This window comes from Hasllibacter sp. MH4015 (assembly GCF_020177575.1).
GTDB lineage: Bacteria > Pseudomonadota > Alphaproteobacteria > Rhodobacterales > Rhodobacteraceae > Gymnodinialimonas.
In genome coordinates, this window is sequence record NZ_JAHTBK010000001.1 from 3,196,701 (window position 1) to 3,221,727 (window position 25,027).

General features: G+C 63.8%; 24 protein-coding genes. 15 read left to right on the top strand and 9 right to left on the bottom strand.

Translation table 11 applies throughout. From position 1 onward, the window contains the following. Positions 1-316: 316 nt before the first annotated feature. From ilvD to KUW62_RS16395, 4 genes are all read left to right on the top strand, one after another. Entirely contained in the window at positions 317-2,080 is a 1,764-nt protein-coding gene (ilvD, locus tag KUW62_RS16380) for a dihydroxy-acid dehydratase (protein WP_224816536.1), read from the top strand. Further along, entirely contained in the window at positions 2,061-2,795 is a 735-nt protein-coding gene (locus KUW62_RS16385) for a hypothetical protein (RefSeq protein ID WP_224816537.1), read from the top strand. Before ilvD ends, KUW62_RS16385 begins: the two co-directional genes overlap by 20 nt. Positions 2,796-2,885: 90 nt before the next feature. After that, positions 2,886-3,638, top strand: coding sequence for a DUF6478 family protein (locus tag KUW62_RS16390; RefSeq protein ID WP_224816538.1), 753 nt, complete (start codon positions 2,886-2,888; stop codon positions 3,636-3,638). Positions 3,639-3,651: 13 nt separating this feature from the next. Beyond that, positions 3,652-4,023 (top strand): hypothetical protein, encoded by a 372-nt coding sequence (locus KUW62_RS16395; protein WP_224816539.1) that lies wholly within the window; start codon positions 3,652-3,654, stop codon positions 4,021-4,023. 41 nt (positions 4,024-4,064) lie between these two features. Here KUW62_RS16395 and KUW62_RS16400 read toward each other — a convergent pair whose 3' ends face one another. After that, the gene (locus KUW62_RS16400; protein ID WP_224816540.1) at positions 4,065-5,291 is read right to left on the bottom strand and encodes an argininosuccinate synthase; all 1,227 of its coding nucleotides are present in this window, start codon (positions 5,289-5,291) and stop codon (positions 4,065-4,067) included. Between KUW62_RS16400 and KUW62_RS16405 the strand changes: the two genes are divergently transcribed. Then, complete coding sequence (locus tag KUW62_RS16405; protein WP_224816541.1) at positions 5,283-6,146, top strand: hypothetical protein; 864 nt, start codon at positions 5,283-5,285, stop codon at positions 6,144-6,146. The genes KUW62_RS16400 and KUW62_RS16405 overlap by 9 nt on opposite strands. 39 nt (positions 6,147-6,185) lie before the next feature. Continuing rightward, positions 6,186-7,433 (top strand): threonine ammonia-lyase IlvA, encoded by a 1,248-nt coding sequence (ilvA, locus tag KUW62_RS16410; RefSeq protein ID WP_224816542.1) that lies wholly within the window; start codon positions 6,186-6,188, stop codon positions 7,431-7,433. A 34-nt stretch (positions 7,434-7,467) separates the two neighbouring features. Here ilvA and KUW62_RS16415 read toward each other — a convergent pair whose 3' ends face one another. Further along, complete coding sequence (locus KUW62_RS16415; protein ID WP_224816543.1) at positions 7,468-7,794, bottom strand: Hpt domain-containing protein; 327 nt, start codon at positions 7,792-7,794, stop codon at positions 7,468-7,470. 179 nt (positions 7,795-7,973) lie between these two features. Between KUW62_RS16415 and KUW62_RS16420 the strand changes: the two genes are divergently transcribed. Further along, a complete protein-coding gene (locus KUW62_RS16420; protein ID WP_224816544.1) occupies positions 7,974-9,245 on the top strand; it encodes a PP2C family protein-serine/threonine phosphatase in 1,272 nt (423 codons plus the stop codon). Positions 9,246-9,248: 3 nt separating this feature from the next. Here the strand turns inward: KUW62_RS16420 and KUW62_RS16425 are convergent, their stop codons facing one another. Then, positions 9,249-9,692 carry an NUDIX hydrolase gene (locus KUW62_RS16425; protein WP_224816545.1) on the bottom strand — a complete coding sequence of 148 codons (444 nt, stop codon included), beginning with the start codon at positions 9,690-9,692 and terminating at the stop codon, positions 9,249-9,251. Between the two features lie 96 nt (positions 9,693-9,788). On the opposite strand from KUW62_RS16425, the gene KUW62_RS16430 reads away from it, so the two are divergent. Continuing rightward, positions 9,789-10,754 carry an SIS domain-containing protein gene (locus KUW62_RS16430; RefSeq protein WP_224816546.1) on the top strand — a complete coding sequence of 322 codons (966 nt, stop codon included), beginning with the start codon at positions 9,789-9,791 and terminating at the stop codon, positions 10,752-10,754. Positions 10,755-10,809: 55 nt separating this feature from the next. On the opposite strand, the gene KUW62_RS16435 is transcribed toward KUW62_RS16430, so the two are convergent. The 5 genes from KUW62_RS16435 to galE form a co-directional block, all read right to left on the bottom strand. Continuing rightward, positions 10,810-11,142 carry a hypothetical protein gene (locus KUW62_RS16435; protein ID WP_224816547.1) on the bottom strand — a complete coding sequence of 111 codons (333 nt, stop codon included), beginning with the start codon at positions 11,140-11,142 and terminating at the stop codon, positions 10,810-10,812. A gap of 270 nt (positions 11,143-11,412) precedes the next feature. Continuing rightward, positions 11,413-12,717, bottom strand: a complete 1,305-nt coding sequence (locus KUW62_RS16440) for a UDP-glucose/GDP-mannose dehydrogenase family protein (protein ID WP_224816548.1) — start codon at positions 12,715-12,717, stop codon at positions 11,413-11,415. Between the two features lie 78 nt (positions 12,718-12,795). Next, positions 12,796-13,191 carry a cupin domain-containing protein gene (locus KUW62_RS16445; RefSeq protein ID WP_224816549.1) on the bottom strand — a complete coding sequence of 132 codons (396 nt, stop codon included), beginning with the start codon at positions 13,189-13,191 and terminating at the stop codon, positions 12,796-12,798. Between the two features lie 18 nt (positions 13,192-13,209). After that, the gene (locus KUW62_RS16450) at positions 13,210-14,211 is read right to left on the bottom strand and encodes an NAD-dependent epimerase/dehydratase family protein (protein ID WP_224816550.1); all 1,002 of its coding nucleotides are present in this window, start codon (positions 14,209-14,211) and stop codon (positions 13,210-13,212) included. Further along, a complete protein-coding gene (gene galE, locus KUW62_RS16455; protein ID WP_224816551.1) occupies positions 14,208-15,245 on the bottom strand; it encodes a UDP-glucose 4-epimerase GalE in 1,038 nt (345 codons plus the stop codon). Before galE ends, KUW62_RS16450 begins: the two co-directional genes overlap by 4 nt. A gap of 212 nt (positions 15,246-15,457) precedes the next feature. Between galE and KUW62_RS16460 the strand changes: the two genes are divergently transcribed. Further along, positions 15,458-16,582, top strand: coding sequence for a polysaccharide biosynthesis/export family protein (locus KUW62_RS16460; protein ID WP_224816552.1), 1,125 nt, complete (start codon positions 15,458-15,460; stop codon positions 16,580-16,582). 24 nt (positions 16,583-16,606) lie between these two features. On the opposite strand, the gene KUW62_RS16465 is transcribed toward KUW62_RS16460, so the two are convergent. Beyond that, entirely contained in the window at positions 16,607-17,854 is a 1,248-nt protein-coding gene (locus tag KUW62_RS16465; protein ID WP_224816553.1) for a glycosyltransferase family 4 protein, read from the bottom strand. Between the two features lie 151 nt (positions 17,855-18,005). Between KUW62_RS16465 and KUW62_RS16470 the strand changes: the two genes are divergently transcribed. From KUW62_RS16470 to KUW62_RS16495, 6 genes are read left to right on the top strand one after another with little or no spacing between them, the layout of a single operon-like run. Continuing rightward, a complete protein-coding gene (locus KUW62_RS16470; protein ID WP_224816554.1) occupies positions 18,006-19,007 on the top strand; it encodes an Hsp33 family molecular chaperone HslO in 1,002 nt (333 codons plus the stop codon). Continuing rightward, on the top strand, positions 18,991-19,578 hold the full coding sequence (locus KUW62_RS16475) for a CoA pyrophosphatase (RefSeq protein ID WP_224816555.1): 588 nt from the start codon (positions 18,991-18,993) through the stop codon (positions 19,576-19,578). Before KUW62_RS16470 ends, KUW62_RS16475 begins: the two co-directional genes overlap by 17 nt. Next, on the top strand, positions 19,578-20,699 hold the full coding sequence (locus KUW62_RS16480) for a CCA tRNA nucleotidyltransferase (RefSeq protein WP_224816556.1): 1,122 nt from the start codon (positions 19,578-19,580) through the stop codon (positions 20,697-20,699). The genes KUW62_RS16475 and KUW62_RS16480 overlap by 1 nt, the downstream gene beginning before the upstream one ends. Position 20,700: 1 nt before the next feature. Continuing rightward, positions 20,701-21,276, top strand: a complete 576-nt coding sequence (locus KUW62_RS16485) for a LysE family translocator (RefSeq protein ID WP_224816557.1) — start codon at positions 20,701-20,703, stop codon at positions 21,274-21,276. A 38-nt stretch (positions 21,277-21,314) separates the two neighbouring features. Continuing rightward, positions 21,315-23,171 (top strand): ABC transporter ATP-binding protein, encoded by a 1,857-nt coding sequence (locus KUW62_RS16490; RefSeq protein WP_224816558.1) that lies wholly within the window; start codon positions 21,315-21,317, stop codon positions 23,169-23,171. After that, positions 23,168-25,027 carry an ABC transporter ATP-binding protein gene (locus KUW62_RS16495; RefSeq protein ID WP_224816559.1) on the top strand — a complete coding sequence of 620 codons (1,860 nt, stop codon included), beginning with the start codon at positions 23,168-23,170 and terminating at the stop codon, positions 25,025-25,027. Before KUW62_RS16490 ends, KUW62_RS16495 begins: the two co-directional genes overlap by 4 nt.

Below are 25,027 nucleotides of genomic sequence, written 5' to 3' on the forward strand. Positions count from 1 at the left end.
CGAAACCGACCCGATGAAGAACCAGGGCACAACGCTATAGCAATCGGTCTTTGAGGGCCGTCAACGGGGCAACGGATTTTGCCTCGGAGGTCAGGATCACTCCGACACCTCGCGAATTGGCTGCCGGGGGCATCTGGAGCGGTCGGACACACGGCGTGGATAGAGGGTGGACGCGAACCTTTTGCTCTCCGACGGCCTGCCCCTTGTCTGACGGACGCGCGCGCAGGAGGGCGGCAATGCCGTCTCCCTTGCCCCCGCAGGCTGGCCGCTTTATCCCGCTTGCAAACGCGCAATGCCACCCGGGGGGAACCACGCCATGCTGCAAAACCGGCCAGACAAATCCAAACTGCCGAGCCGCCACGTCACCGAAGGCCCCGAACGGGCGCCGCACCGGTCGTATTTCTACGCGATGGACCTGACGGAAGAGCAGATCGGCCAACCCTTCGTCGGTGTCGCGACCTGCTGGAACGAGGCCGCGCCGTGCAACATCGCACTGAATTGGCAGGCGCAATCGGTCAAACAGGGCGTCAAGGATGCCGCCGGAACGCCCCGGGAATTCACTACCATCACCGTGACGGACGGGATCGCCATGGGGCATGAGGGGATGCGATCCTCCCTCGCCAGCCGCGATGCGATCACCGACACGGTCGAATTGACCATGCGGGGCCATTGCTACGACGCCATCGTCGGCCTTGCGGGCTGTGATAAATCCCTGCCCGGCATGATGATGGCCATGGTGCGCCTGAACGTGCCATCCGTCTTCATCTACGGCGGCACGATCCTGCCCGGCAAGGTGCCCGAAGGCGCCGATGTGCCCGCGGAATTCGCCACCCGCGACCTGACCGTGCAGGACATGTTCGAAGCAGTCGGCAAATTCCAGTCCGGTGAATTGAGTGAAGAGGCGCTTGCCGTCCTCGAACGTGTGGCCTGCCCCAGCGCGGGGGCCTGCGGCGGGCAGTTTACCGCCAACACCATGGCCTGCGTGTCCGAGGCGATTGGCCTGGCGCTCCTGAATTCGTCCGGCCTGCCCGCCCCCTACGAGGGGCGCAAGGAGTTCGGCGAAGCCTCGGGCCGCGCCGTCATGAATCTTCTGGAAAAGAACATCCGCGCGCGGGACATTGTGACTCGCAAATCGCTGGAAAACGCCGCACGTGTCGTGGCCTGCACCGGCGGGTCGACCAATGCGGGCCTGCACCTGCCCGCCATCGCCCACGAGGCCGGGATCGACTTCGACCTCTTCGACGTGTGCGAAATCTTCAAGGACACGCCCTATTTCGTCGACATGAAGCCGGGCGGCCAGTTTGTGGCAAAGGACCTTTATGAGGTGGGCGGCGTGCCGGTCGTGATGAAGGAATTGCGCAAGGCCGGTCTGATCCACGAGGATTGCATGACCGCCAATGGTGAAAGCATGGGGGAGGCACTTGACCGGATCGAGGGGGAGGCGGATGGCCGCGTCATCCACACCGTCGCCAACCCGATCACCCCCACAGGGGGCGTCGTGGGCCTGCGCGGCAATCTTGCCACCGAAGGTGCCATAGTGAAGGTCGCCGGCATGGATGAGGCGCAGCAGGTCTTCACCGGCCCCGCCCGCGTGTTTGAATGCGAAGAAGACGCCTTCGCTGCCGTGAAGGCGCGCTCCTACGAGCCGGGCGAAGTGATCGTGATCCGCAACGAAGGCCCCAAGGGCGGGCCGGGGATGCGCGAGATGCTGGCCACGACCGCCGCTTTGTCGGGGCAGGGTATGGGCAAGAAGGTGGCGTTGATCACCGATGGCCGCTTCTCGGGCGCAACGCGCGGTTTCTGCGTGGGGCATGTCGGGCCGGAGGCAGCCGTGGGCGGGCCCATCGGCCTGCTGCAGAATGGCGATGTCATCACGATCAACGCGCTGACCGGCGAATTGTCCGTGGCGTTGAGTGATGAGGAATTGGCCGAACGCCGCAAATCCTGGTCGGGCCCGCGCGAGACGATCTATGCCTCCGGCGCGCTGTGGAAATACGCGCAACTGGTGGGCGAGGCGCGCTACGGTGCCGTGACCCATCCCGGCGGCGCCAAAGAAAAGCATGTCTACGCCGATCTCTAGGCCGCTTCTCCGGACGTCACTTTCACTGGGGCTTGTGGGCCTTCTGTCCGCATGCCTTGGCATCGGGGCGGATCTGGACGGCGCGCCGCGCGACGTTCAGGTCACGACCGATGCCGTGACAATAGCTGGACCGCCCGGGTTCTGCGTCGATCCCGACACGACCCGGGATACGGGTGATACCGGCTTTGTCCTGTTGGGCAATTGCGCGGCCATCTCCGGCAACGCCCGTGCGCGGCAACCGGATGTCCCGGCGATCCTGACGGCGGCCATCTCGGCCCCGTCGGACGGCACGAACCTGGTCGGCAATCTGCCCGCCCTCGATGCGTTCTTTCGGTCGCAGGACGGCCGCGCGTTGCTCAGCAGGTCGGGCGATGCGGATCAGGTGGAAATCCTGGCCTCCCAGACGCGGGAAGGCATGTTCTTCCTGCATGCCCGCGATACCAGCCCCGGTGCGCTGTCGGGCGTCGCGCAGGATTACTGGCGGGCCTACCTGCAAATCGGCCCGCGCCTTGCAACGCTGAGCGTGCTGGCACTGGAGGATCGGGACGTCGACAATGCCGATGCCCTGACCACGCTCGACCGCTTCGCGCGCGCCGTGCGGGCGGCGAATGCGCAACCCGCGGATGCGACAAACGCGGCAGACCTGCCACAGGCTGCGCAAGAAGCGGAGGGGGGCCTCTTCCGCGCGGGGCTGTTCCGAAGGATATTCCAGTAACCGCTTGCCAAGAGACACCTGCTAAAGATGGGGCCGGGGATGCGGAGGGGACGCGAGGAGTAGGCTGCCATGGGTCAGGATTTTCCAGGAATGTTCGGCGGGTTCGGCCTTGGCCAGACGCTGAAGCGTTGGCAGCGCGCCCTGAAATCCCCATCCACCCTGTCTTCCGGTGACCTGCGCCGGATGAGCGGGGACATGACGGGCATGCGCGACCGCCTCGACAACATGGCGGCCAAGGCGCGCTCCGAATTGCAGGCCCGCACCATTGGCGACGACGGGATCGACCGCCCGGACCAATGCGACTGGTCCGTGCGTCCGGCACCCTGGACCAGCGAAATGCGCCCCCGCGGTGTCGTGGGCCTGAATTCTCCGCAACCTCTGCCGGGAGGGATCACGCTGTTCCACGACGCCACCTACGCGGAGATGAGCTTGCGGCAGGAACGTGCGCCCACCTCCGTGCGCGGGGCGCAGTTCGGACTGGTGCTGGAGGTTTACCGCTCCGACGGGTCGTTCGTGTCTTTCGTGCAGGATCTGCCGGCGGAGGCGTTGGTCGGCCTGACCCGCAACCACTTCGTGTCGGTGCGGATCACGGCGGATCGTGAACAGCCGGTCGAAATCTACGCCCGCCTGAACATCCAGCACGGTCCCAACGTGGAACAACTGGTCCGCCAAGTGGAATTCGACGGCGAAACGGGCCAGGCGGAATTCGATCTCGCCTATTCGAAGATCAACGAAAAGCGGCTGGAAAAGGCATGGCTCGACCTGATCGTGGAAGGGCCGAAAATGACCCGTGTGGCGCTTTGGGACATGGTCATGCTCCGCGCGCCACGGGCAGATTTCTGAGGGGACAGGGCAGATGGCGGAAACTCTGACATGCGGGGACCTGCAAGCGGGCCGCTACGAAGGCATCCTGACCGGCGCAGGCCAGACGGAGATTGAGGCGCTGCACAAGGGCCGCATCATCGCGGTGGCCCAGATCACGCCGCATCCGACGGAAAGCGGGGCGCAGCGTGTCGCCATCGACCTGCCCGCCGATATCCTCAGCGACGGGGTGCAGGTGATCGGCCTGCGCTCCACCGCGACGGGCGAAGTGCTGGACCGGATCACGTTGATGGCGGGTACGGCACTGGATGAGGATATCCGGGGAGAGATGGCGCTGCTGCGCGATGAGCTGGAAATGCTCAAACGCGCCTTCCGCCGCCATTGTGCGGAAACCGGACAGGACTAACCGCCCGGTCTAGAAACCTACCTGACAGGTGCGGCGTGAGATCAGGCGCGGAACTTGCGGTTCCGGGCGGCCAGAAGCTTCAGGCGCAGCGCGTTGAGCTGGATGAAACCCTGCGCATCGGATTGGTCATAAGCGCCCATATCCTCCTCAAACGTCACATGCGCCTCGGAATAGAGCGAATGATCCGACCAGCGCGCCACGGTCCGTGCGCTGCCCTTGTAGAGCTTCAGGCGGACTGTGCCGGTCACATGCTCCTGGCTCTTGTCGATTAGGGCCTGCAACATCTCTCGCTCCGGTGAGAACCAGAAGCCATTATAGATCAACTCGGCGTATTTCGGCATGATGCTGTCTTTCAGGTGCCCCGCTCCGCTGTCGAGCGTGATTTGCTCGATCCCGCGATGGGCCTCCAGAAGGATCGTGCCGCCCGGCGTCTCGTAGATGCCGCGGGATTTCATGCCGACGAAACGGTTTTCCACCAGATCAAGGATACCGATCCCGTGCTTGCCACCCAATTCGTTGAGGCGTGTCAGGATCGTCGCGGGGCTCATCGCCTCACCGTTGATCGACACCGCATCGCCCCGCTCGAACCCGATTTCCACCATCTCCGGCGTGTCGGGGGCATCCTCCGGGCGCGTGATACGCTGGAGGACGTAGTCAGGCGCTTCCTCGGCGGGGTTCTCCAACACCTTCCCCTCGGAAGACGTGTGCAGGAGGTTCGCATCGACGCTGAACGGCGCTTCGCCGCGCTTGTCCTTAGCGATGGGGATCTGGTGCGCTTCGGCGAATTCGATCAGCTTCGTACGGCTGCCCAGGTCCCATTCCCGCCAAGGCGCGATCACCTTGATCTCGGGGTTGAGGGAATAGGCGCACAGCTCGAACCGGACCTGGTCATTGCCCTTGCCCGTCGCCCCGTGACTGACGGCATCCGCCCCGGTTTCCGCCGCGATCTCCACCAACCGTTTGGAAATCAGCGGGCGCGCGATAGAAGTGCCCAGAAGGTACAATCCCTCGTAAAGCGCGTTGGCGCGGAACATGGGAAAGACGAAGTCGCGGACGAATTCCTCCCGCACGTCCTCGATGAAGATGTTTTCGGACTTGATGCCGAGCAGTTCCGCCTTCTTCCGCGCAGGCTCCAACTCCTCCCCCTGGCCAAGATCGGCGGTGAAGGTCACGACCTCGCAACCATATTCCGTCTGCAACCATTTCAGGATGATCGAGGTATCGAGGCCGCCGGAATAGGCAAGCACGACCTTCTTGGGGTGAGTCATCTGAAACGCTCCGTCCGTGATGTGGTTGACGGTCGCGCCGATACCGGGTTTTCAGGGGGTGAGCAAGCGAAGGGCGGCACGATGGATTACGGATATCAGGTTTTGCGCCATGTGGTGCAGCAGGTTCTGGGCAATCTGGGCGCAGCCGCGCGCATCACGCTGGCACTGGTGCTGATTCCGGCGGCGATCATATTCCTGACCAATCCCGAATTGATCGAACAGAGCATGCAGCCGGCCGATCCGCTCGCGCAGCCGGGAGATGTGATCTTGCCGCCGGTCAACGGGCTGGGTCTTGCGATCGGGATTATCGCGGCAATCGTCGGCTGGATGTGGGCGGCCGTGTCCTGGCACCGCTTCGTGCTGCTTGAGGAATACCCAAGCGGCGTCTTGCCGCCATGGCGCGGGGCGCAGATCGTCAACTATTTCGGCAATTCGCTTCTGGTTCTTTTGGTGTTGTTCGGGGCCGTGCTTGTCATGGGCATCGTCATCGCCATCGTGACCTTTGCCCTGCAAAACATCGCAATCGCGGTCCTGCTTGGGGTGGGTCTGGCAATCGGGGCCAGCTGGGTCGCCGTACGCATCGGGCTGATCCTGCCCGCGGCAGCAGTGGGGGAGAAGATGGGTGTCGGCGAAAGCTGGCGCGTGACCGCGCCGGTGTCTGGCCAGCTGCTGTTGCCGGTGATCGTGCTGGCCTTGGTCTTCGGCCTCATCAACCAGGCCGTCACGCTGGCCTTCGGGCCGACCCTTGTGGCGGCGGGGGTTGGATTGTTGGTGTATTGGGTGCAGCTATTGATGAACCTGGCGTTGATGACCACGCTTTACGGCAATCTTGTCGAAGGGCGGCAGCTGAACTGAACGCTGGACAGGCTCCGCCAAACGCGCCACTCCGAACGCATGACCGATTTCGCCACCAGATCAAGGGCCGCGACCGACGCCTTGCGCGACGTGTTCCCGCCCACGCCGCTGCTGAAGAACGCCTATCTGAGTGAGCGGTACGGGGCCGACATCTGGCTCAAACGCGAAGACCTCAGCCCGGTCCGATCCTACAAGCTGCGCGGTGCGTTCAACGCCATGCGCAAGGTGCGGGTGGCCGATCCGGGCCAGATGCATTTTGTTTGCGCAAGTGCGGGCAACCACGCGCAAGGTGTCGCCTTCGTCTGCGCGCATTTCGGGGTGCGCGGGCAGATCTTCATGCCCGTCACGACGCCCGAGCAGAAGATTCTCAAGACCCGCACCTTCGGCGGCGACGCGGTGGAGATCGTGCTGGAAGGCGATTTTTTCGATGAAACCCTCGCCGCCGCCAAGGCCCATTGCGCGGAGGCGGGAGCGCATTTCCTGTCTCCCTTCGACGATTCCGACGTGATCGAGGGGCAAGCCTCCGTCGCGGTGGAAATGATGGAGCAATTGGGACGCGCGCCCGATCATCTGGTCCTGCCAGTGGGGGGCGGTGGCCTGTCGGCGGGCATGCTGTCCTACCTGCGCGAAGTGGACGCGCCGACGCGTGCGACGCTGGTGGAACCGGCGGGTGGCGCAAGTCTGACGGCGGCCCTGCGGATCGGTGCGCCGCAAACGATCGAGATCACCGATACGTTCGTCGACGGCGCCGCCGTGGCGCGCATCGGGGACCGCACGTTCGAGGTGCTGCGGAACATCCCCCCCGGCGACGTCCTGATCGCGCCCGAGAACCGGATCTGCGTGACGATACAGGAGATGCTGAACCTGGAAGGGATCGTTCTGGAACCCGCCGGTGCCTTGTCGGTCAACGTTCTCGACGACATCGCGGATCGGATCGCAGGCAAGACGGTCGTATGCGTCACGTCCGGGGGCAATTTCGATTTCGAGCGTCTGCCGGAGGTGAAAGAACGGGCGCAGAATTGGCAGGGGCTCAAGAAATACTTCATTCTGCGCCTGCCTCAACGACCCGGCGCGCTGCGCGATTTCCTCGACCTTCTGGGCCCTGAGGACAACATTACGCGATTCGAATACCTCAAGAAGAACTCCCGCAATTTCGGGTCCGTCCTGATCGGGATCGAGACGGAGCGCGCGGGCAGCTTCGATGATCTGGGCGATCGCGTGGCGTCACGCGGGTTCGGGTTCCGCGACATCACGGATGACAACATCCTCGCCGACTTCCTGATCTGAAATGCGGCGCACCGCGTGTGTCAGGCGGCATATGTCAGGCGGCGTCAGCCAGCTCCGGCACGGTCGGTCGCACCTCCGCCAAGGCGTCATCGAACGCGCGTCGAACCGCTTCCACATCCGGCGCCGCACCCGTCTGACAGGCCGTTTCAGCCGATGCGCAGGCTTCGACCAGTGCCGTGAACCCCAGATTGGCCGCCGATCCACGCACGAAGTGAAAGTCGGCGACGTTGGCCGTTGCCGGGTCCAGCCCATCGAGGCTTTCCTGCAATTCCGCCACGAACAGGATGGCGACGTCGGCGAAATCCTCCTCCCCGATGTCGCTGCGCAATTCGTTCAGGCGGTCCCAGTCAATGGCGCTCATCCCGCTGCCTCCGATCCAACTCACGCCCGGATCAAAGCGATAACCCCTTAAGAAACCGCTACCGCCCCACCCCCGAACGCATCGAATTGTCCCCTTCACCCGCCGTTAAGGGAATACCTGCAAAACCTGCGCGAAGAAGAGTTTTGGATACCCGAATGCAGACAGGCGCCGTGGCGAAAATGGAAACGAAGGTTGCGGCGTCCGATCCCGTTGGGGGGGTGCTGGGTGCGGCATCGCTCAAGGTGCTGGTGCTGGATGACAGTCCCGCGCAACGCAACCTCGCTTGCGCCTTTCTGCGCAAATGGGGCCACCGCCCCGTGCCCACCGGCGATCCGGTAGACGCCCTGCGCATCGCGCGCGATCCGGAGATTTCGCTGATTCTGTGCGACTGGATGATGCCGGAAATGACGGGCCCGGAATTCTGCCGCCGCCTGCGAGCGGAAGTGACCGACAGCTATGCCTATATCCTTCTCCTGACGTCCAAAAGCGAACGCGGCGCACTTTCCGAAGGGCTGGAGGCGGGAGCCGACGATTTCCTCAACAAGCCGATCCGTCCGCCGGAACTCCACGCACGGATGAACGCCGGTGCCCGTATCGTTGCCATGCAGCGAGAGCTTCGGTCGAAAAACGTGCTCTTGGAGACCACCCTCGATGAACTGCAGGAGGTCTACGGCACCATCGACCGCGATCTGGATGAGGCGCGGCGGCTGCAGATGGCCTCCCTGCAACAGACGCACCGGCGCTTCGACGGGGCCGATATATCTCTCCTGCTGGAGGCAAGCGGACATGTCGGCGGGGACATGGTGGGCTATTTCAACGTCTCGGATGATGAGGTCGGGCTGTTCAGCCTCGACGTGTCCGGCCACGGTGTCGCGTCGGCGATGATCGCGGCGCGCGTCGCCGGCATGTTGTCGGACGCGTCCCCCGATCAGAACATCGCCCTGCACCGTCAACCGGACGGCACGCTGCAGCCGATTGATCCGGGCGTCGCGGCGGAACGGCTGAACATGCTGATGCTGACGGAGGTGCAGACCGATCGCTATTTCACCCTGTGCCTGGGCTTCCTGAACCTGAAGACCGGCCTGTTGCGGCTGACCCAGGCCGGGCATCCGCACCCCATGATCCAGCGCGCCGATGGGCGGGTCGACATGGTCGGTGACGGTGGCATGCCCGTCGGCCTGATCCCCGATGTCCCCTTCGCCACGTTCGACGTGCGGTTGAATCCGGGCGACCGGGTGCTGCTCTATTCCGACGGCGTCACCGAATGCCCGAACCCCGCCGACATCATGCTGGATGAGGACGGCCTGATCCGCATGATGAAAGGGCAGGCGGACATCCGGGGCCCCGATTACCTCGCGACGTTGCGCGCCGGTCTTGTCAATTTCGCGGAAACCTCGGAGTTTCCGGACGATCTCTCGGCCCTTCTCGTGGAATTCCACGGCCGTGTCTGACGGCTACGCGCCGTTCAAGTACCGCGCTACGAAATGTCGGTCGCCCTCAACCGCAAGTTTGTCCAGCGCAACGTCCCACGACAGGAAGACGGCCGTATGCCCCGGCTCCGTCGGGTCGGACACGCGCGGCCCAAGACGAGCCGCGTAGATGTGACACTGTTTTTGGGCGTAACGGTCGTAATCCGGCATGAAGGTGAAGCGATGGCACATGCCAAGGCGGCGCAAAGCGTGGATGCGATACCCGGTCTCTTCCAGCACTTCCCGGTGCAGGGCCGCCACGGCCCCTTCGCCCGGGTCGATTCCGCCGCCCGGCAATTGCAATTCCGGGTAGGGCCGTTCCTGAAATGACGCCAGCAGCCCCTCACCCACATCAATGATTACGTAGGCCCCCGGACGCGGGGGATAGGCGCGATCGGGCTCTGGCGGGGATCCGAAACGGCGGTTCATGGGCAAGCTCTCCTGTCGCGCCGTTCTGCCATGGTGGGGCCGGGGCGGAAAGCCAATCCTCTCGCCAAGGGACGGCGCTTGGGCTAAAGGGCGCATATGGCTGAGACCCCGACCCATTCCCTGCGCGATACCGGCGCGCGCGTCCTGCGAACGGAGGCACGCGCCGTCCGCGACCTGGCGGAAGCTCTGCCGGACGATTTCGAACGTGCGGCGGAGGCGATTCTTGCCACCAAGGGCCGCATCATCCTGTGCGGCATAGGCAAATCAGGCCACATCGCGCGCAAGATCAGCGCCACCTTTGCCTCCACCGGGACCCCGTCCGCTTTCGTCCATGCCGCCGAGGCCAGCCACGGTGATCTCGGCATGGTCATGCCGGGCGATCTGGTCATCGCGATCTCCAATTCCGGCGAAACGACGGAGCTTCGGGACATCGTGGCGCATGTCGCACGCTTCTCGATCCCGATGGCCGCAATCTCCAAACGGCCCGACAGCACCCTTATGCGCGCCGCAGATTTTCGCCTGACCCTCCCGGATGCGGAGGAAGCCTGCTCCCTTGGCATGGCCCCCACCACGTCCACCACGCTTTCGCTGGCCCTGGGCGATGCGCTGGCCATCGCGGTCATGGAACGGCGCGGTTTCCTGCCGGAGCAATTTCGGACCTTCCATCCCGGCGGCAAACTTGGGGCGCAACTGAGCACCGTCGCGCAATTGATGCACGGGCCCGACGCCTTGCCGCTGGTGCGGTCGGGCACGCCCATGGCCGAAACGCTGATTGTGATGTCGGAGAAGAGCTTCGGGATCGCGGGCGTGGTCGAAGAGGGCGCACTGATCGGCGTGATCTCCGACGGCGACCTGCGCCGCAACATCGCCCACCTGACCGACCAGCAAGCGGGCCAGGTCGCCACCGGCAATCCCCGCGTGATCGGGCCCGATGACCTCGCGGCTGAAGCGATGGCGATGATGTCGGGCAACAAGATCACCGCGCTTTTCGTCGTCGATGCGGAGAGACGACCCCTCGGTATCCTGCATATCCACGATTGCCTGCGCGCCGGTCTGGCCTGACACGAAAAGGCCCCCGCCATATCCGGCAGGGGCCATTCCACGCTTGGGTAAGGTCTTATTCGTCTTCAAGCGATTGCAGGCGCAGGCGCTCAAAGATCTCCGCGCCATGGGCCGGATCGGAGGCGATGACGGTCACGAAGCCCGTCTCGCCCCGCAGGTCGGACATCGTCTCCACGCTCATGTTCAGCTGACGGAAGACGTCCGACAGGGTGGAGTCCATCGTCAGGTCGGCCATCATCAGCTCCCCCACGGGGACCATGCGGCGGTCGCTGGCGCTGTCTTCGCTCATGTTGAAATGCATGATGGCGAAGGCGGTCGTGTGTCCATCCGCGAAGGCCGGAGCGGCGACGGAGGCGATCAGGGCGGTGGCAAGTGCAAGGCGTTTCATTGTGTTTATCCCATTTGTTGAGTGTCCCGGTCGCCGACGTGATGCCGATGACCTGAGCGGACGCTATGGGCCGGAACCGGGCCGGAGACAGAGGATTTCAGTCATCTCTCCGGCAGGTGAGCGTCCGTGATCGGATTTGTCACGGGGTGGTGAAACGGGCCACTCCGGGCGTGATTTCGCCGTGAGGATTCGGGGCGTTTTGTAATCGACGGAAGATTGTTGCGCAGCCGCGGACGCGCCGCGCCGTGCTACGCGATTCGCAGACAGCCCCTACCGCCCGACGCCCGCATAGGCCTCGAACCCCGCGCGCTTGGCATCCCTGGGGCTATAGACATTGCGCAGGTCGGCCATGCGCGGGGTCGCCATCTTGCGCGCGATCCGCTTCAGATCCAGCGCACGGAACTCGTTCCATTCCGTCAGGATCACGACCAGGTCGGCATTCTGCACCGCTTTGTAGGCGTCCTCGGCCCAGATCACGCCGGGCAAGAGGTCTTCCCCTTCCCGCCGCCCCTGGGGGTCCACGACCCGCACTTTGGCGCCACCACCCACAAGCGCCGGCACGATGGTCAGCGACGGCGCGTCGCGCATGTCGTCGGTATTGGGTTTGAACGTCACTCCGTAGATTGCGATGGTCTTGCCGTTGAACGATCCGTCACAAAGGTCGCGCAACTTTTCGATCATCCGGTGTTTTACGTCGTCATTCACGCGGATCACCGTCTCCACGATATTCTGCGGCACCGCGTGGTCCTGCCCGATCCGCGCCAAGGCCGTGGTGTCCTTGGGGAAACAGGACCCGCCATAGCCCGGCCCGGCATGGAGGAACTTGTTCCCGATGCGCCCGTCCATGCCGATGCCCTTGGACACTTCCTTGACGTCCGCACCCACCCGTTCGCACAGCGCGGCAATCTCGTTGATGAAGGTGATCTTCGTGGCAAGAAACGCGTTGGCCGCGTATTTGATCATCTCCGCGCTTTCCAGATCGGTCGTGACAACCGGGAAATCCCGCAAGAAAAGCGGCCGATAGATTTCGTCCATCACTTCCGACGCGCGCTCGGTCTGGACGCCCACCACAACCCGGTCGGGCCGCATGAAATCGTCGATCGCCGCCCCTTCGCGCAGAAATTCGGGGTTGGAGGCGACGTCGAATTCCGCATCGGGGCGAGTCTTGGCCACCACCTGTTTCACCTTGCGGTTGGTGCCGACGGGGACGGTGGATTTGGTCACGATCACCGCGTAGCCGGTCAGCGCATTCGCAACCTCTTCCGCCGCGGCCATCACGTAGGTCAGGTCCGCATGTCCATCTCCGCGTCGCGTCGGCGTGCCCACGGCGATGAAGACCGCATCCGCCCCGTCCACCGCCTGCGCAAGGTCCGTGGTGAAGGACAGCCGCCCGGCCTCCACGTTCTTTTCCATCAGCGCGTCGAGGCCCGGCTCATAGATCGGCACCTCGCCCGCCTGCAACATCTCGATCTTGGCGGGGTCCTTGTCGACGCAGATCACGTCATGCCCGAAATCCGAGAAACAGACGCCCGAGACGAGGCCCACGTATCCTGTGCCAATCATCGTAATGCGCATCGTCGTCTTCCCTTGCGGCAATCTGCTGCGTTTGTCTGAGTCACCCGGGCCGGTCCGGTCAAGCCGTGCGGAATGCCCTCAGCCCAGATAATCAGCATCCGCGACATGTTCGGCCCAATCCGCGGCGCTGCCATCAACGGCCTCCTGCACGGCGATATGCTCCATAGCGGACGTTGCGGTGGCCCCGTGCCAATGGCGCTCTCCCGCCTCGAACCAGATTGTGTCGCCGGGGCGGATCACCTGTTTCGCCTCACCCTCTTTCCGGACCCAGCCTTCGCCCTCCGTCACGATCAGAAGCTGGCCAAGGGGATGGGTGTGCCACGCCGTTCTGGCCCCGGCCTCAAAGCGAACCCGCAAGGCCCCGGCGCGTTCCGGTCCTTCCACCTTGTGGAGCGGTGTGATCGTCACGTCCCCGGTGAAATACTCCGCCGGTCCCGGTCCGCCCGCCATGTCGGATGCGCGTGTGATCTTCATGGGTCGATCCTTTCGCCGTCAAACCTGGTAATAGTCGCGATACCATTCCACGAACCGCGCCACCCCCTCCGCCACGGGCGTCTTGGGCTTGTAACCCGTCAATCCCTGCAAAAGGCTTGCATCGGCCCAGGTCGCGGGTACATCGCCGGGCTGCATGTCCATCATGTTCATCTGCGCCTTGCGGCCCGTCGCCTCCTCGACCGCGGCGATGTAATCAAGCAGCGGGACGGAATTGGAATTGCCGATATTCACGATCCGGTGCGGGGCCACCGGCGACAGGCTGTCATTGTCCAACGGGTCCTGCCCGGGAACCGCGTCGATCAAACGGACGATCCCGTCCACAAGGTCCGTCACATAAGTGAAATCGCGCGCCATGTCGCCGTGGTTGTAGACGTCGATGGGCCGATCTTCGAGGATCGCCTTGGTGAACTTGAACAGCGCCATGTCCGGCCGTCCCCAAGGCCCGTAGACAGTGAAGAACCGGAACATCGTCGTCGGCAAATCGTACAGGTGGGCATAGGAATGGGCCATCACCTCGTTCGACTTCTTTGTCGCCGCATAGAACGACATCTGCGTGTCCGCCTTCATCGTCTCGGCATAGGGCATCTGCGTGTTGGCGCCGTAGGCAGAGGAGGTGGAGGCAAGCAGCGAATGCGCGGGCGGAAAGGCCCGCATCGCCTCCAACAGGCGGAAGGTGCCGATCAGGTTCGCTTCGACGTAGCTTTCGGGATTGTCGATGGAATACCGTACCCCGGCCTGTGCCGCCAGGTGTATGACCGCGTCCGGGCGGTGCTTTTCCATCAGGTCATGCAGGACGCCGGGCGTCTCGATCCGAGCGTTCACGGCGTGGAAGCCCGCGTTTTGCTGCAACATCGCCTGGCGGCGTTCCTTCAGGCTGACGTCGTAATAATCCGTGAGGGCGTCCAGCCCGATAATCGTCCATCCGTCGGACAGAAGCCGGTCGCTCAGATGGTAGCCGATGAACCCGGCCGAGCCGGTGATTAATGCCATGCGGCTCATGTGTTGTCCTCTCCGTCAGGGTCTTCCTGGCTATGGGGTCCGGTGATCCACGCCCAGGAGGATGCGCACATCTCATCCAGCGTTTTTTCTGTTCGGAAGCCCAGGACCTCCTCGGCCTTGTCGGCCTTGGCCACGTAGATCGGCACGTCGCCCGCCCGCCGGTCGACCACGCGGTGGGGAATGTCCCGGTTCGACGCGCGCTTGTAAGCCGCAATCATCTCCATCACCGAATGGCCCTCGCCAGTGCCAAGGTTCACCAGGTGGCTCTGCCCGTCTTCAAGAAGGGCCGCGACGGACAGAACATGTCCGCGTGCCAGGTCGTCGACATGGATGTAATCGCGCACGCCGGTGCCGTCCTGCGTGTCGTAATCATCTCCGAACACCTCAAGCTCCTCCACCTCTCCGGCGGCGACCTTGGCTATGAACGGCATTAGGTTGTTGGGCGTGTCGCGCGGGTCTTCCCCGATCAGGTGGCTCTCATGGGCGCCCGCCGGGTTGAAATACCGCAATATGCCGATCTGCCAGCGATCATCGGCCGCGACCAATTGGTTCAGAATCTGCTCACCACTGATCTTGGTCTGGCCATAGGGGTTCATCGCCCGGAATTCCGCCGTTTCCGGTGTGGGCGTCTCATCGGGGACGCCATAAACGGTCGCTGACGAGGAAAAGACGATCTTCCGGCACCCCGCCGCATCCATCACCCGCAGAAGGTTGATGAGCCCGCTGATATTGACGTCGAAGTAATCCAGCGGACGCTCCACGCTTTCACCCACCGCTTTCAACGCCGCAAAATGCACCACCGCGTCGAACACATGTTCCGCGAACAGGCTCGCAAGGGTCGTGGCGTCGCGCACATCTGCCTCGGCCAAGGTCACGGGCTGGCCGGTCAGGTCCTCCAGCCGCGCGATGACGGACCGGTTTGCGTTTTGAAAATTGTCCAAGATCGTGACGTCATAGCCCGCCTCGACGAGGGCAACGTAGGTATGCGATCCGATATAGCCTGCGCCGCCTGTCAATAAGATGCGCTGTGTCATGCGCGGTTTCCCCTGCCCGGTGCCGCTGAATTGATCCAAGCCATTGCCATGGATCATGGTCTTGGTCAAAGGCAAAGCACCTGCCTGCGGCTTTGGTAATTTTGCACCGCTTGGCCACACAAAACCCTCCGCCGCGATTGACGGGCCAGCGGGAGGCTTGCAAACGTCACCGCAACATCTGCTTGCAACGCGATCTCGGGGGATCATCGACGTTGGCCCATCTGCCCGCTTTCGGCAAACTCATCCTGTGCGTGCTGGCCACCCTCGCGGTCGCCGCCTGCGATAACCTGCCCCGTACCGCCCCGGTGGAGCGTGAGGTCGTGGAAGTCGCCAGCGGGGAGGTTGCCGATTTCGCCGTCTACCCCGTCACGCGGGAGTTTCTGCCCATCGTCGCGGCCTGGCCCGGCACCGGCAACCGGCACCTGGGATGGATTCCGACGTCAGGCGGCGCGCGCACCAGCGTGATCGGCACGGGCGATCAGCTGCGGATCACGGTCTGGGACAGCGACAATGACAGTCTCCTGACGAATTCCGACCCGTCCACCGTGATCGAAGCCCTGACCGTCGCCCCCGATGGTACCGTCTTCGTGCCCTATGTCGGCAACGTGGAGGTCGCGGGCCTGACGGAGCAATTGGCCCGCGTCGAATTGCAGGACCGTGTCGATCTGGTGGCCCCCCAGGCGCAAGTCCAGTTGGAGCTTGTGCAGGGTCGCGCGAATTCCGTCGATCTGGTGGGCGGCGTGAACAATGCGGGCCGCTTCCCGATGCCGGACCGGAACTACACCGTTCTGAACCTGATCGCCGATGGCGGCGGCGTGCAGCAGGGGATGGAGAACCCGCAAATCCGCCTGATCCGGGGCGGCTCGATCTATGGCACGTCCATCGACCGGCTTTTCGCGGAACCGGGCCTCGATACGCTTCTGCACGGCGGCGACCGCGTCATCGTGGAGGAGGATCGCCGCTATTTCCTGTCCCTCGGCGCGGCGGGGGAGCAGAACCAGCACCGCTTTCCGCAGGACCACCTGACGGCGCTCGACGCGATTTCCATCATCGGCGGGGTGGAGGGCCGCAGGGGCAATCCCGGCGGCGTTCTGGTGCTGCGCGAATATCCCCATTCCGCCGTGCGCCCCGATGCCCGTGGACCCGATCAGGCCCGCGTTGTGTTCGCATTGGACCTGACGAATGCCGACGGCCTGTTCTCCGCCCGCAACTTCCGCATCAATCCCGGCGATTTGGTGCTGGTGACCGAAAGCCCGGTGACGGGTGTGCAGACGATCTTCGGCCTTGTCGGTTCCGCCTTCGGGCTGGTGAACGCCGCCAACAACGCGACCAACTGACCACCTTCGGACGCCCCGCAACGCTTACGGCACCGCAATCCGCTTCGCCTTGGGCACCAGCTTGTTGATCTGGCGCAGATGCTCCGGCAGGCAGACATTGGTGAAATCGTAATTCTCCACCACATGGGCACGGGCCGCCGGGCCCAGATGGGCGTAGGTGCCGGGCCGCTCCAACACATCGACGACCTTCTGGGCCAGCATTTCCGGCTGGAAGAAATCGGTCAGCAGCCCCGTCTTCCCGTGCTCGATCGCCTCGCGCACCGGGGGGACATCCGCGGCCACGATGGTCGCTCCCATGGACATGCTTTCCAGCAGGCTCCACGACAACACGAACGGCACGGTCAGGTAGATATGGCAGCGGCTGATCTGGATGATCCTCTGGTAATCCTCGAACGGGACCCGGCCCAGGAAATGCACGCGGGACCAATCTACCCGGTCGCCCACTTCCCGCTCCATCTCGGCCCTGTAACCACCTTCGGAGCCTGATTTCTTCCCGTAGGACACGTCCGATCCGCCGATGATCAGCGCGCGTGCTTTGGGCCGTGCGGCAAGAATATGGGGCAACGCGCGCATGAAGACGTGGAAGCCGCGCGTCGGCTCCATATTGCGCGCCATGTAGGTGAAGATCTCATCCTCGCGCGTCACCGATCGGTTCAAACGGCCAAGCGGCACCTCAGCCTTCGGGTCCGGGATCAGCTTGTCGGTGCGGATGCCATCATGTTTGACATAGATGTTCTCGCGAAAGGCTTCGGGAAACGTGTCGCGCTGCCACCGCGTGGGCGAATGGCCCTGGTCGACGGTCTGGATATTGGCGAAGTTGACCGCATTGCGCGCATGCATGGTGAAGGGCGCGTGGGGGCTGGCCGGGAATTCCGGGTCGAACCCGACCGATCCGCCCTGGGCCAGGAAGTAATACTCGAAATACCCGATGATCGGCACATCCGCCCAGACCTGCTTGAGGAAGGTCAATTCCCCCCACCCGACATGGCCAAGGATGATATCGGGCGTGAATCCATCCTTTTTCAGCTTTTCCGCCGCCAGGGCACAACCGAACCCGTTCCCCGTGCATTCCTCCCAATATTGGGTCAGGGCATAGGCATTCTTCGCCGGTTTGTGGTGCGAATTATACTGGACGACCCTTGCCCCCTCCAGCGGCGGCACGTCCTTGCGTTGGGTCAGGAAAACCAGGTCGTGCCCGCCTTGCGCTCGCAGCCAGGAGAACAATTCCCGATACTGACCGGGGAAGTTCTGGTGCACGAAAAGGATTTTCATCGGTCGCAGCCTGCAATTCTTGCTTTGGGTCAGATGTCCCAATCCCATGCGGCAGACGCAAGGCAGAACTGCGGCCAGATGGGGGTTTGGTGTTGCCCCGACCCGTCCTATATGAAATCGACTTCCCAATTGATTAAAGGGGGATCACCCCATGACCCTGACCGCAAAAATTGCGTGGGACGACACCGTTTTGCCGTTCCAGCTGGACCGCTCCGACATAAGGGGCCGCGTGGCGCGGCTCGACACGACGTTGGACCGCATCCTCGCCCAACACGATTACCCCGCCCCGGTGGAGGCGATGGTGGCCGAAATGGCGCTTCTGACGGCGCTGATCGGGCAAACGATCAAGCTGCGGTGGAAACTGTCCCTGCAAGTGCGCAGCGACGGACCGATCCGCCTGATCGCCACGGATTTCCTTGCCCCCGAGGCGGAGGGGGAGCCTGCGCGCATTCGCGCCTATGCCTCCTTCGATGAGGAGCGTCTGGACGTCGCGGCCCCCGCCTTCCCGCAGCTTGGGAAAGGCTATTTCGCGATCCTGATCGACCAGGGCCCGGACATGACACCGTATCAGGGGATTACACCCTTGGCCGGCGGGTCTCTCGCCTCCTGTGCGGAAGCGTATTTTGCACAATCCGAGCAGCTTCCGACCTCCTTCTCGCTCAGCTATGGCGAGGCGCGCGAACCGGGGCAGGACGCCACGTGGCGCGCGGGCGGCGTGATGCTCCAGATCATGCCGGATTCCGCGCTTGAGGCACAGGGCGGCGGCACCGGTGATGACGGGCTTCTGACGGCGGATGATCTGGTCGACGAGGATGCGAGCGAGGATTGGAACCGCGCCAACATCCTTCTGGATACGGCGGACGAGATGGAGCTGATCGGACCCCACGTCGCCCCCACAGATCTGCTGGTGCGCCTCTTCCATGAGGAGGAGCCGCGTGTCTTCGATGCGCAGCCCGTGACCTTCGGGTGTACCTGTTCGGAGGATCGCGTGCGGCAAAGCCTGTCGATCTACTCGGCCAAGGACATTGCACACATGACCACGGATGCAGGTGATGTGACCGCCGACTGCCAGTTCTGCGGCGCCCATTACGTGTTCGATCCCCTGACCCTGGGCTTCGAAGCGGAGAAAGATGTCGATGGGACGCCCCGTTGATCTGAAAACCCTTATGGCCGCGCTGGAGGTTCGCCCGGCGCGGCCATCGTCGGATTACGACCTCAACCCGGGCGTTGTCCTGCCCGAGGGGCGCAAACTTCGCCCCGCCGCGGTGCTGATCGGTGTTTTGGGCGATGACGTTATCCTGACAAAACGCGCCTCCACCCTCAAACACCATCCTGGCCAGATCGCCTTTCCCGGCGGCAAGCTTGATGGGGACGAAACGCCGGTAGAGGCCGCCTTGCGCGAAGCCCATGAAGAGATCGGGCTGGACCCCGAAAATGTCTCTATCCTGGCTGAATTACCCCCGCACGAGACGGTGACGGGCTATTCCGTGACCCCTGTGCTGGCCCGGATCGAGGCGGATTTTGATCCCCTCCCAGAGGCCGGCGAAGTGGCGGAAGTCTTCCGCGTCCCGCTCGCCTTCGTCATGGAGCCCTCAAACTTCGCGGTGGAGGGCCGACGTTGGCGCGGGATGCGCCGCGAATACTATGTCGTGCCATACGGCCCCTATTACATCTGGGGTGCCACGGCACGGATGCTCAAATCCCTCGCGGACAGGGCGGCGTGATGCGGCTTTCTGCGGATTGGCTCACCCATCCCGGCACCGTCGCGGTATTCGATGCGCTTTGTGATCACAGGGCGTGGTTCGTTGGCGGGTGCGTGCGCGACGGCCTTCTGGGGCGCGCGGTCGATGACATCGACATCTGCACCGATGCGCACCCGCACGATGTGATCACATCGGTGGAGGCCGCATCGCTGAAAGTCGTCCCGACGGGCATCGACCACGGCACGGTCACCGTGATCGCCCACGACAAATCGTTCGAAATTACGACCCTGCGCCGCGACATAGAGACGGATGGCCGCCACGCACAGGTCGCCTTTTCCACCGACATTGCGGAGGATGCGGCAAGACGCGATTTCACCATCAACGCGCTCTACGCCACGCGTGAAGGCGACATTCTCGATCCCAACGGCACCGGCCTTCCCGACCTCTCCACCCGCCGCGTCCGTTTCATTGGCGATCCCGATGCGCGCATCACCGAAGATTACCTCCGCATCCTGCGTTTCTTCCGGTTTCATGCCTGGTATGCAGACCCCGCCCACGGCATGGATGCCGACGCGCTCGCCGCCTGTGCCGCCAACCTCCAGGGCCTCCCGCGCCTGTCGAAGGAACGGATCGGCACCGAACTCCTGAAACTCCTCCGCGCGCCCGATCCCGCGCCCGCAATCGCCGCAATGGATCAAACTGGTGTGCTCACCACGATCCTGCCCGGCGCGTCGTCGCGGATGCTGACGATCCTCAGCGGCTATACCGCATCCCCCCTCGCGCGGCTCGCCAGCCTCGGCGGGGCGGAGGTCGCGGACAACCTCCGCCTCTCGAAGGCTGACGCCAAAACCGTCGCGCTCTACCGCGCGGAGATCGGCACCACCACGCAACCCGGCGCGCTTGCTTATCACCACGGCGCGGATGCCGCGTCCGACATCATCGCCCTGCGCGCCGCCGCACAGGAGATGCCCCTGCCCGATGTCCGCGACGCCATCACCAAAGGCGCTGCTGCGACATTCCCCGTCAAAGCTGCCGATCTTCCGCACCTCAGCGGGCCCGCCCTGGGCCAGCACCTCCGCGCGCTGGAATCGCGCTGGATCGACAGCGATTTCACCCTGACCAAGGCGGAGCTTCTGTCCTGATATGGACCCGCTATTCGCCTTCGTCTTTGTCGGCCTCTTCTCCCCCGGTCCCAACGTGATCCTCCTGACGGCCTCGGGCGCGCGGTTCGGGTTTGCCCGCACCCTGCCCCATGTCCTTGGCGTCGCCCTTGGCGTCGGCATCACCGCAGGGCTTACCGGGTTCGGCATCGGCGCGCTCCTCGCCGCCGCCCCGGGCCTGACCCATTTGCTCAAGATCGTCGCTGCGGCCTGGATCCTGTGGATGGCGTGGACGCTCTGGCGCTCCTCCGCTGCCGACGCAAAGGACACCGATGCGCCTTGGGGCATCGGCAAGGCCGCGCTCTTTCAATGGATCAATCCCAAGGTCTGGGCCATCGCCATCGCTGCTGCTTCGGGCTTTCCCGGCGGCCTTTCGCCTGCGGGCGAAGCCCTTCGCCTCGGGGCGACATTCTCGACCATCAACCTCGGCGTCTGCCTGTTCTGGAGCTTCGCCGGCAGCCTCCTCGCTCTCCTGTTGACGACCCCGCGCGCCTGGACCGTCTTCGCACGTATCATGGCAACCGGCCTCGCCGCTTCCGCTATCATGGTCTTTCTCTGAACCACGCGCTATATCTCCCGTCTGGCACGGGAAATGTCATGTTTCGCAAATTCGAAAATCTGGTCGATCCCTATACCGAATACCCGGAACAGGATCAGCCTCCACGCCGTCTATGGCCGTTCCTTTGGGACTATTCGCAGCCGTTCAAGGGCCTCTTCGCCGTGACTGCCGTGATGTCCGTTGTCGTGGCCGCAGTCGAGATCGGGTTGATCTGGTACATGGGCCGCGTCGTGGATTTGCTGAGCGGTGGGGAACCCGCCCGCGTTCTGGCTGACTACGGGATGGAGCTTTTTCTGGCCGCCGCCTTCATCCTGCTCCTGCGTCCGGCATTGCAGGCGTTCGACGTGGCGCTCCTCAACAATGGCATCTTGCCGCAATTCGGCGCGCTGGCGCGTTGGCGTGGCCACAAGCAGGTGCTGCGCCAATCCGTCGGCTTTTTCGAAAATGACTTCGCCGGCCGGATCGCCAACCGCATCATGCAGACCCCCCGTTCGGCGGGGGAGGTGGTGTTTCAATTCTTCGACGCGATCACCTTCGCGCTTGCCTACCTTGTCGGCGCGGCGATCCTTTTGCTTCAGGCCGACGCGCGGCTGCTCCTGCCTCTGCTGGCATGGTTCGCGCTTTACGCGCTGCTGCTGCGCTGGACGATGGCCCGTGTCGGCCCCGCATCCAAGGCCGCCTCCGATGCGCGGTCCGAACTGACGGGTCGGATCGTCGACAGCTACACCAACATCCATTCCGTCAAGATGTTCGCCCATCACGAGATGGAGCTTGCCTACGCCAAGGACGGCGTCGAAAACACCCGCACGACCATCGCGCGCGAAATGCGCATCTTCACGATGATGGACATCATGTTGGTCTCGCTCAACGGGCTGCTGATCGTGGCTGTCGTCGGTTGGGCGATCCTGCTTTGGTCGCAGGGCGCGGCCTCCGTCGGGGTGGTCGCCGCCGCCACCGCGCTGACCCTGCGGCTCAACGCGATGACCGGCTGGATCATGTGGGCGCTGTCGACCTTTTTCCGCGAACTGGGCGTCGTGGCCGAAGGGATGGAGACGATTACGGAACCGGTACAGTTGACCGACGCACCCGACGCGCAACCCCTGCACTTCACGGCGGGTGAGATCACGTTCGACGGCGTCTCTCACCATTACGGGCGCGGCTCGGGCGGTATTGACGGCCTCAACCTCACGATCAAACCGGGCGAGAAGGTCGGCCTTGTCGGCCGCTCCGGCGCGGGCAAATCGACCCTCGTGAAACTCCTGTTGCGGTTCTACGACGCGGAGGCGGGTCGCATCCTGATCGACGGGCAAAACATCGCGGACGTCACGCAAGACAGTCTGCGCCAGCAGATCGGAATGGTGCAGCAGGACTCGTCTCTGTTGCACCGCTCGGTGCGCGACAACATCCTCTACGGCCGCCCCGACGCGACCGAGGCGCAGATGCTGGCCGCCGCGCGCCGGGCCGAAGCCCATGATTTCATCCTCGATCTGGAGGATCCCCAGGGCCGCAAAGGCTACGACGCCCACGTGGGTGAGCGGGGTGTGAAATTGTCCGGCGGGCAACGGCAGCGCGTGACCCTCGCTCGCGTGATCCTGAAAGACGCGCCGATCCTCGTTCTGGATGAGGCGACGTCGGCCTTGGATTCCGAAGTCGAGGCTCAGATCCAGAACACGCTCTACGGCGTGATGGAGGGTAAGAGCGTCATCGCCATCGCCCATCGCCTCAGCACCATCGCCCGGATGGATCGGATCGTGGTTATAGACGACGGTCGCATCGTCGAAGATGGCACCCACAACGCGCTTCTGGCCCAAAACGGGCTCTACGCGAGCTTCTGGGCACGCCAATCCGGCGGCTTCATCGGCTTCGAGCCGAATTCAGAGGAGGCGGCGGAATGAGCTGGATCAAGCGGGCGGGCATTTGGCTCGGCACACTTATCCCGCCGTTCGCCCCGTCCGACGGCCCGCCGCCGCAAACGCTCTGGGCGTTTATCCAATGGTGTCTTTCTGGCGCGTGGCCCATGATCCTCCTGGCCGCCGCATTTTCGGGAATGGCCGGATTGATGGAGGTCGCTTCCGCCTGGTTTCTGGGCGTGATGATCGACAGCACCACGGGCGACAGTGCCAATTACCTGGCCGAAAACGCCCTGTTGATCGCAGCCTATATCGGCTTCTACATCCTTATCCGCCCACTCTTCTTCGGACTGTCCGCCGCGTTTTCCGGCATCGTCTTGCCGCCGAACCTCGCGCCGCTGATCCAGTCTCGGCTGCACCGCTGGACCCTGGGCCATGACGTGACATTCTTCGACAACGATTTCGCCGGCCGCATCGCCCAGAAACAGGCGCAATCGGCCACCGCCCTCGTCAATATCGTGCAGGAGGTCATCTCCGCCGCTGTCTATGCCGTTATTACCATCCTCGGCACTATCGGCCTTCTGGTCGCAATAGATTGGCGCATCGCGGTGCTGCTGGTGGTCTGGATGTGCGTCTATTTCGCCCTGATCCGATGGTATCTGCCGCGCATCCGCATCCGCGCCAAGGCCCGCGCCGCCGCGCGCGCGAACGTGACGGGGCAGGTCGTGGATACGATCACCAACATCAAGACGGTCAAGCTGTTCGGCCATACGGATCACGAGGATACCGCCGCCATCGACGCGATGTCCGGCTATCGCGATGCGGCGTTGCACTTCGGCTATCTCTCCACCTCCTTCCGGTTCGTGCTGATGGCGGTTGCGGGCCTTCTGCCGGTGCTTCTGGTCATCAGCGCGGTGATGCTCTGGCGCACCGGCGCGGTCACGCCCGGCGACATCGCCGCCATCGGCGCAATCTCCATGCGCATCAGCCAGATGACCGGCTGGGTAAGCTTCACGCTGATGGGCATCTATTCCAATGTGGGGGAGCTTGAGGATGGAATGCGCACCCTTACCCCGGCCCACGGCCTGACCGACGCGCCCGACGCCGCCGCCCTCCCGCGGCTCAGGGGTCGGGTGGAATTCGACGGGGTCAGCTTTGCCTATGGCCAGCGAACGGGCGGCGTAGATGGCATCAATCTCGTGGTGGCGCCGGGCCAGAAACTTGGCGTTGTGGGCGCGTCGGGCGCGGGTAAATCGACCCTCGTGAACCTCTTGATGCGGCTCTACGACGCCGAACAGGGTCATATCCTGATCGACGGGCAGGACATCAGCACCGTCACCCAAGACAGCCTCCGCCAGCAGATCGCCATGGTCACGCAGGAAACCGCGATGTTCAATCGCACCGCCCGCGACAACATCCTCTATGGCCGTCCCGACGCGACGGAGGCCGAGGTCATTGACGCCGCCAAGCGCGCCGAGGCGCATGATTTCATCCTCAATCTGGAAGACTTCAAAGGTCGCACCGGCTATGACGCCTTCCTCGGCGAACGCGGCGTGAAGCTGTCCGGTGGTCAACGCCAACGCATCGCGCTTGCCCGCGCCTTCCTCAAGGACGCGCCTGTGCTTGTTCTGGACGAAGCGACCTCCGCCCTCGACAGCGAGGTTGAGGCCGCCATCCAATCCACCCTCGCCTCGGTGATGGAGGGCAAGACAACCATCGCCATCGCCCACCGCTTGTCCACGCTCAGCGCCATGGACCGCATCATCGTGCTGGATCAGGGCCGCATCGTGGAGGACGGCACCCACGCCGACCTGCTTGCGCGCGACGGCCTCTACGCCCGCTACTGGACCCGCCAATCCGGCGGCTTCATCGGCACCGATGACGTGGCCGCCGCGGAATGA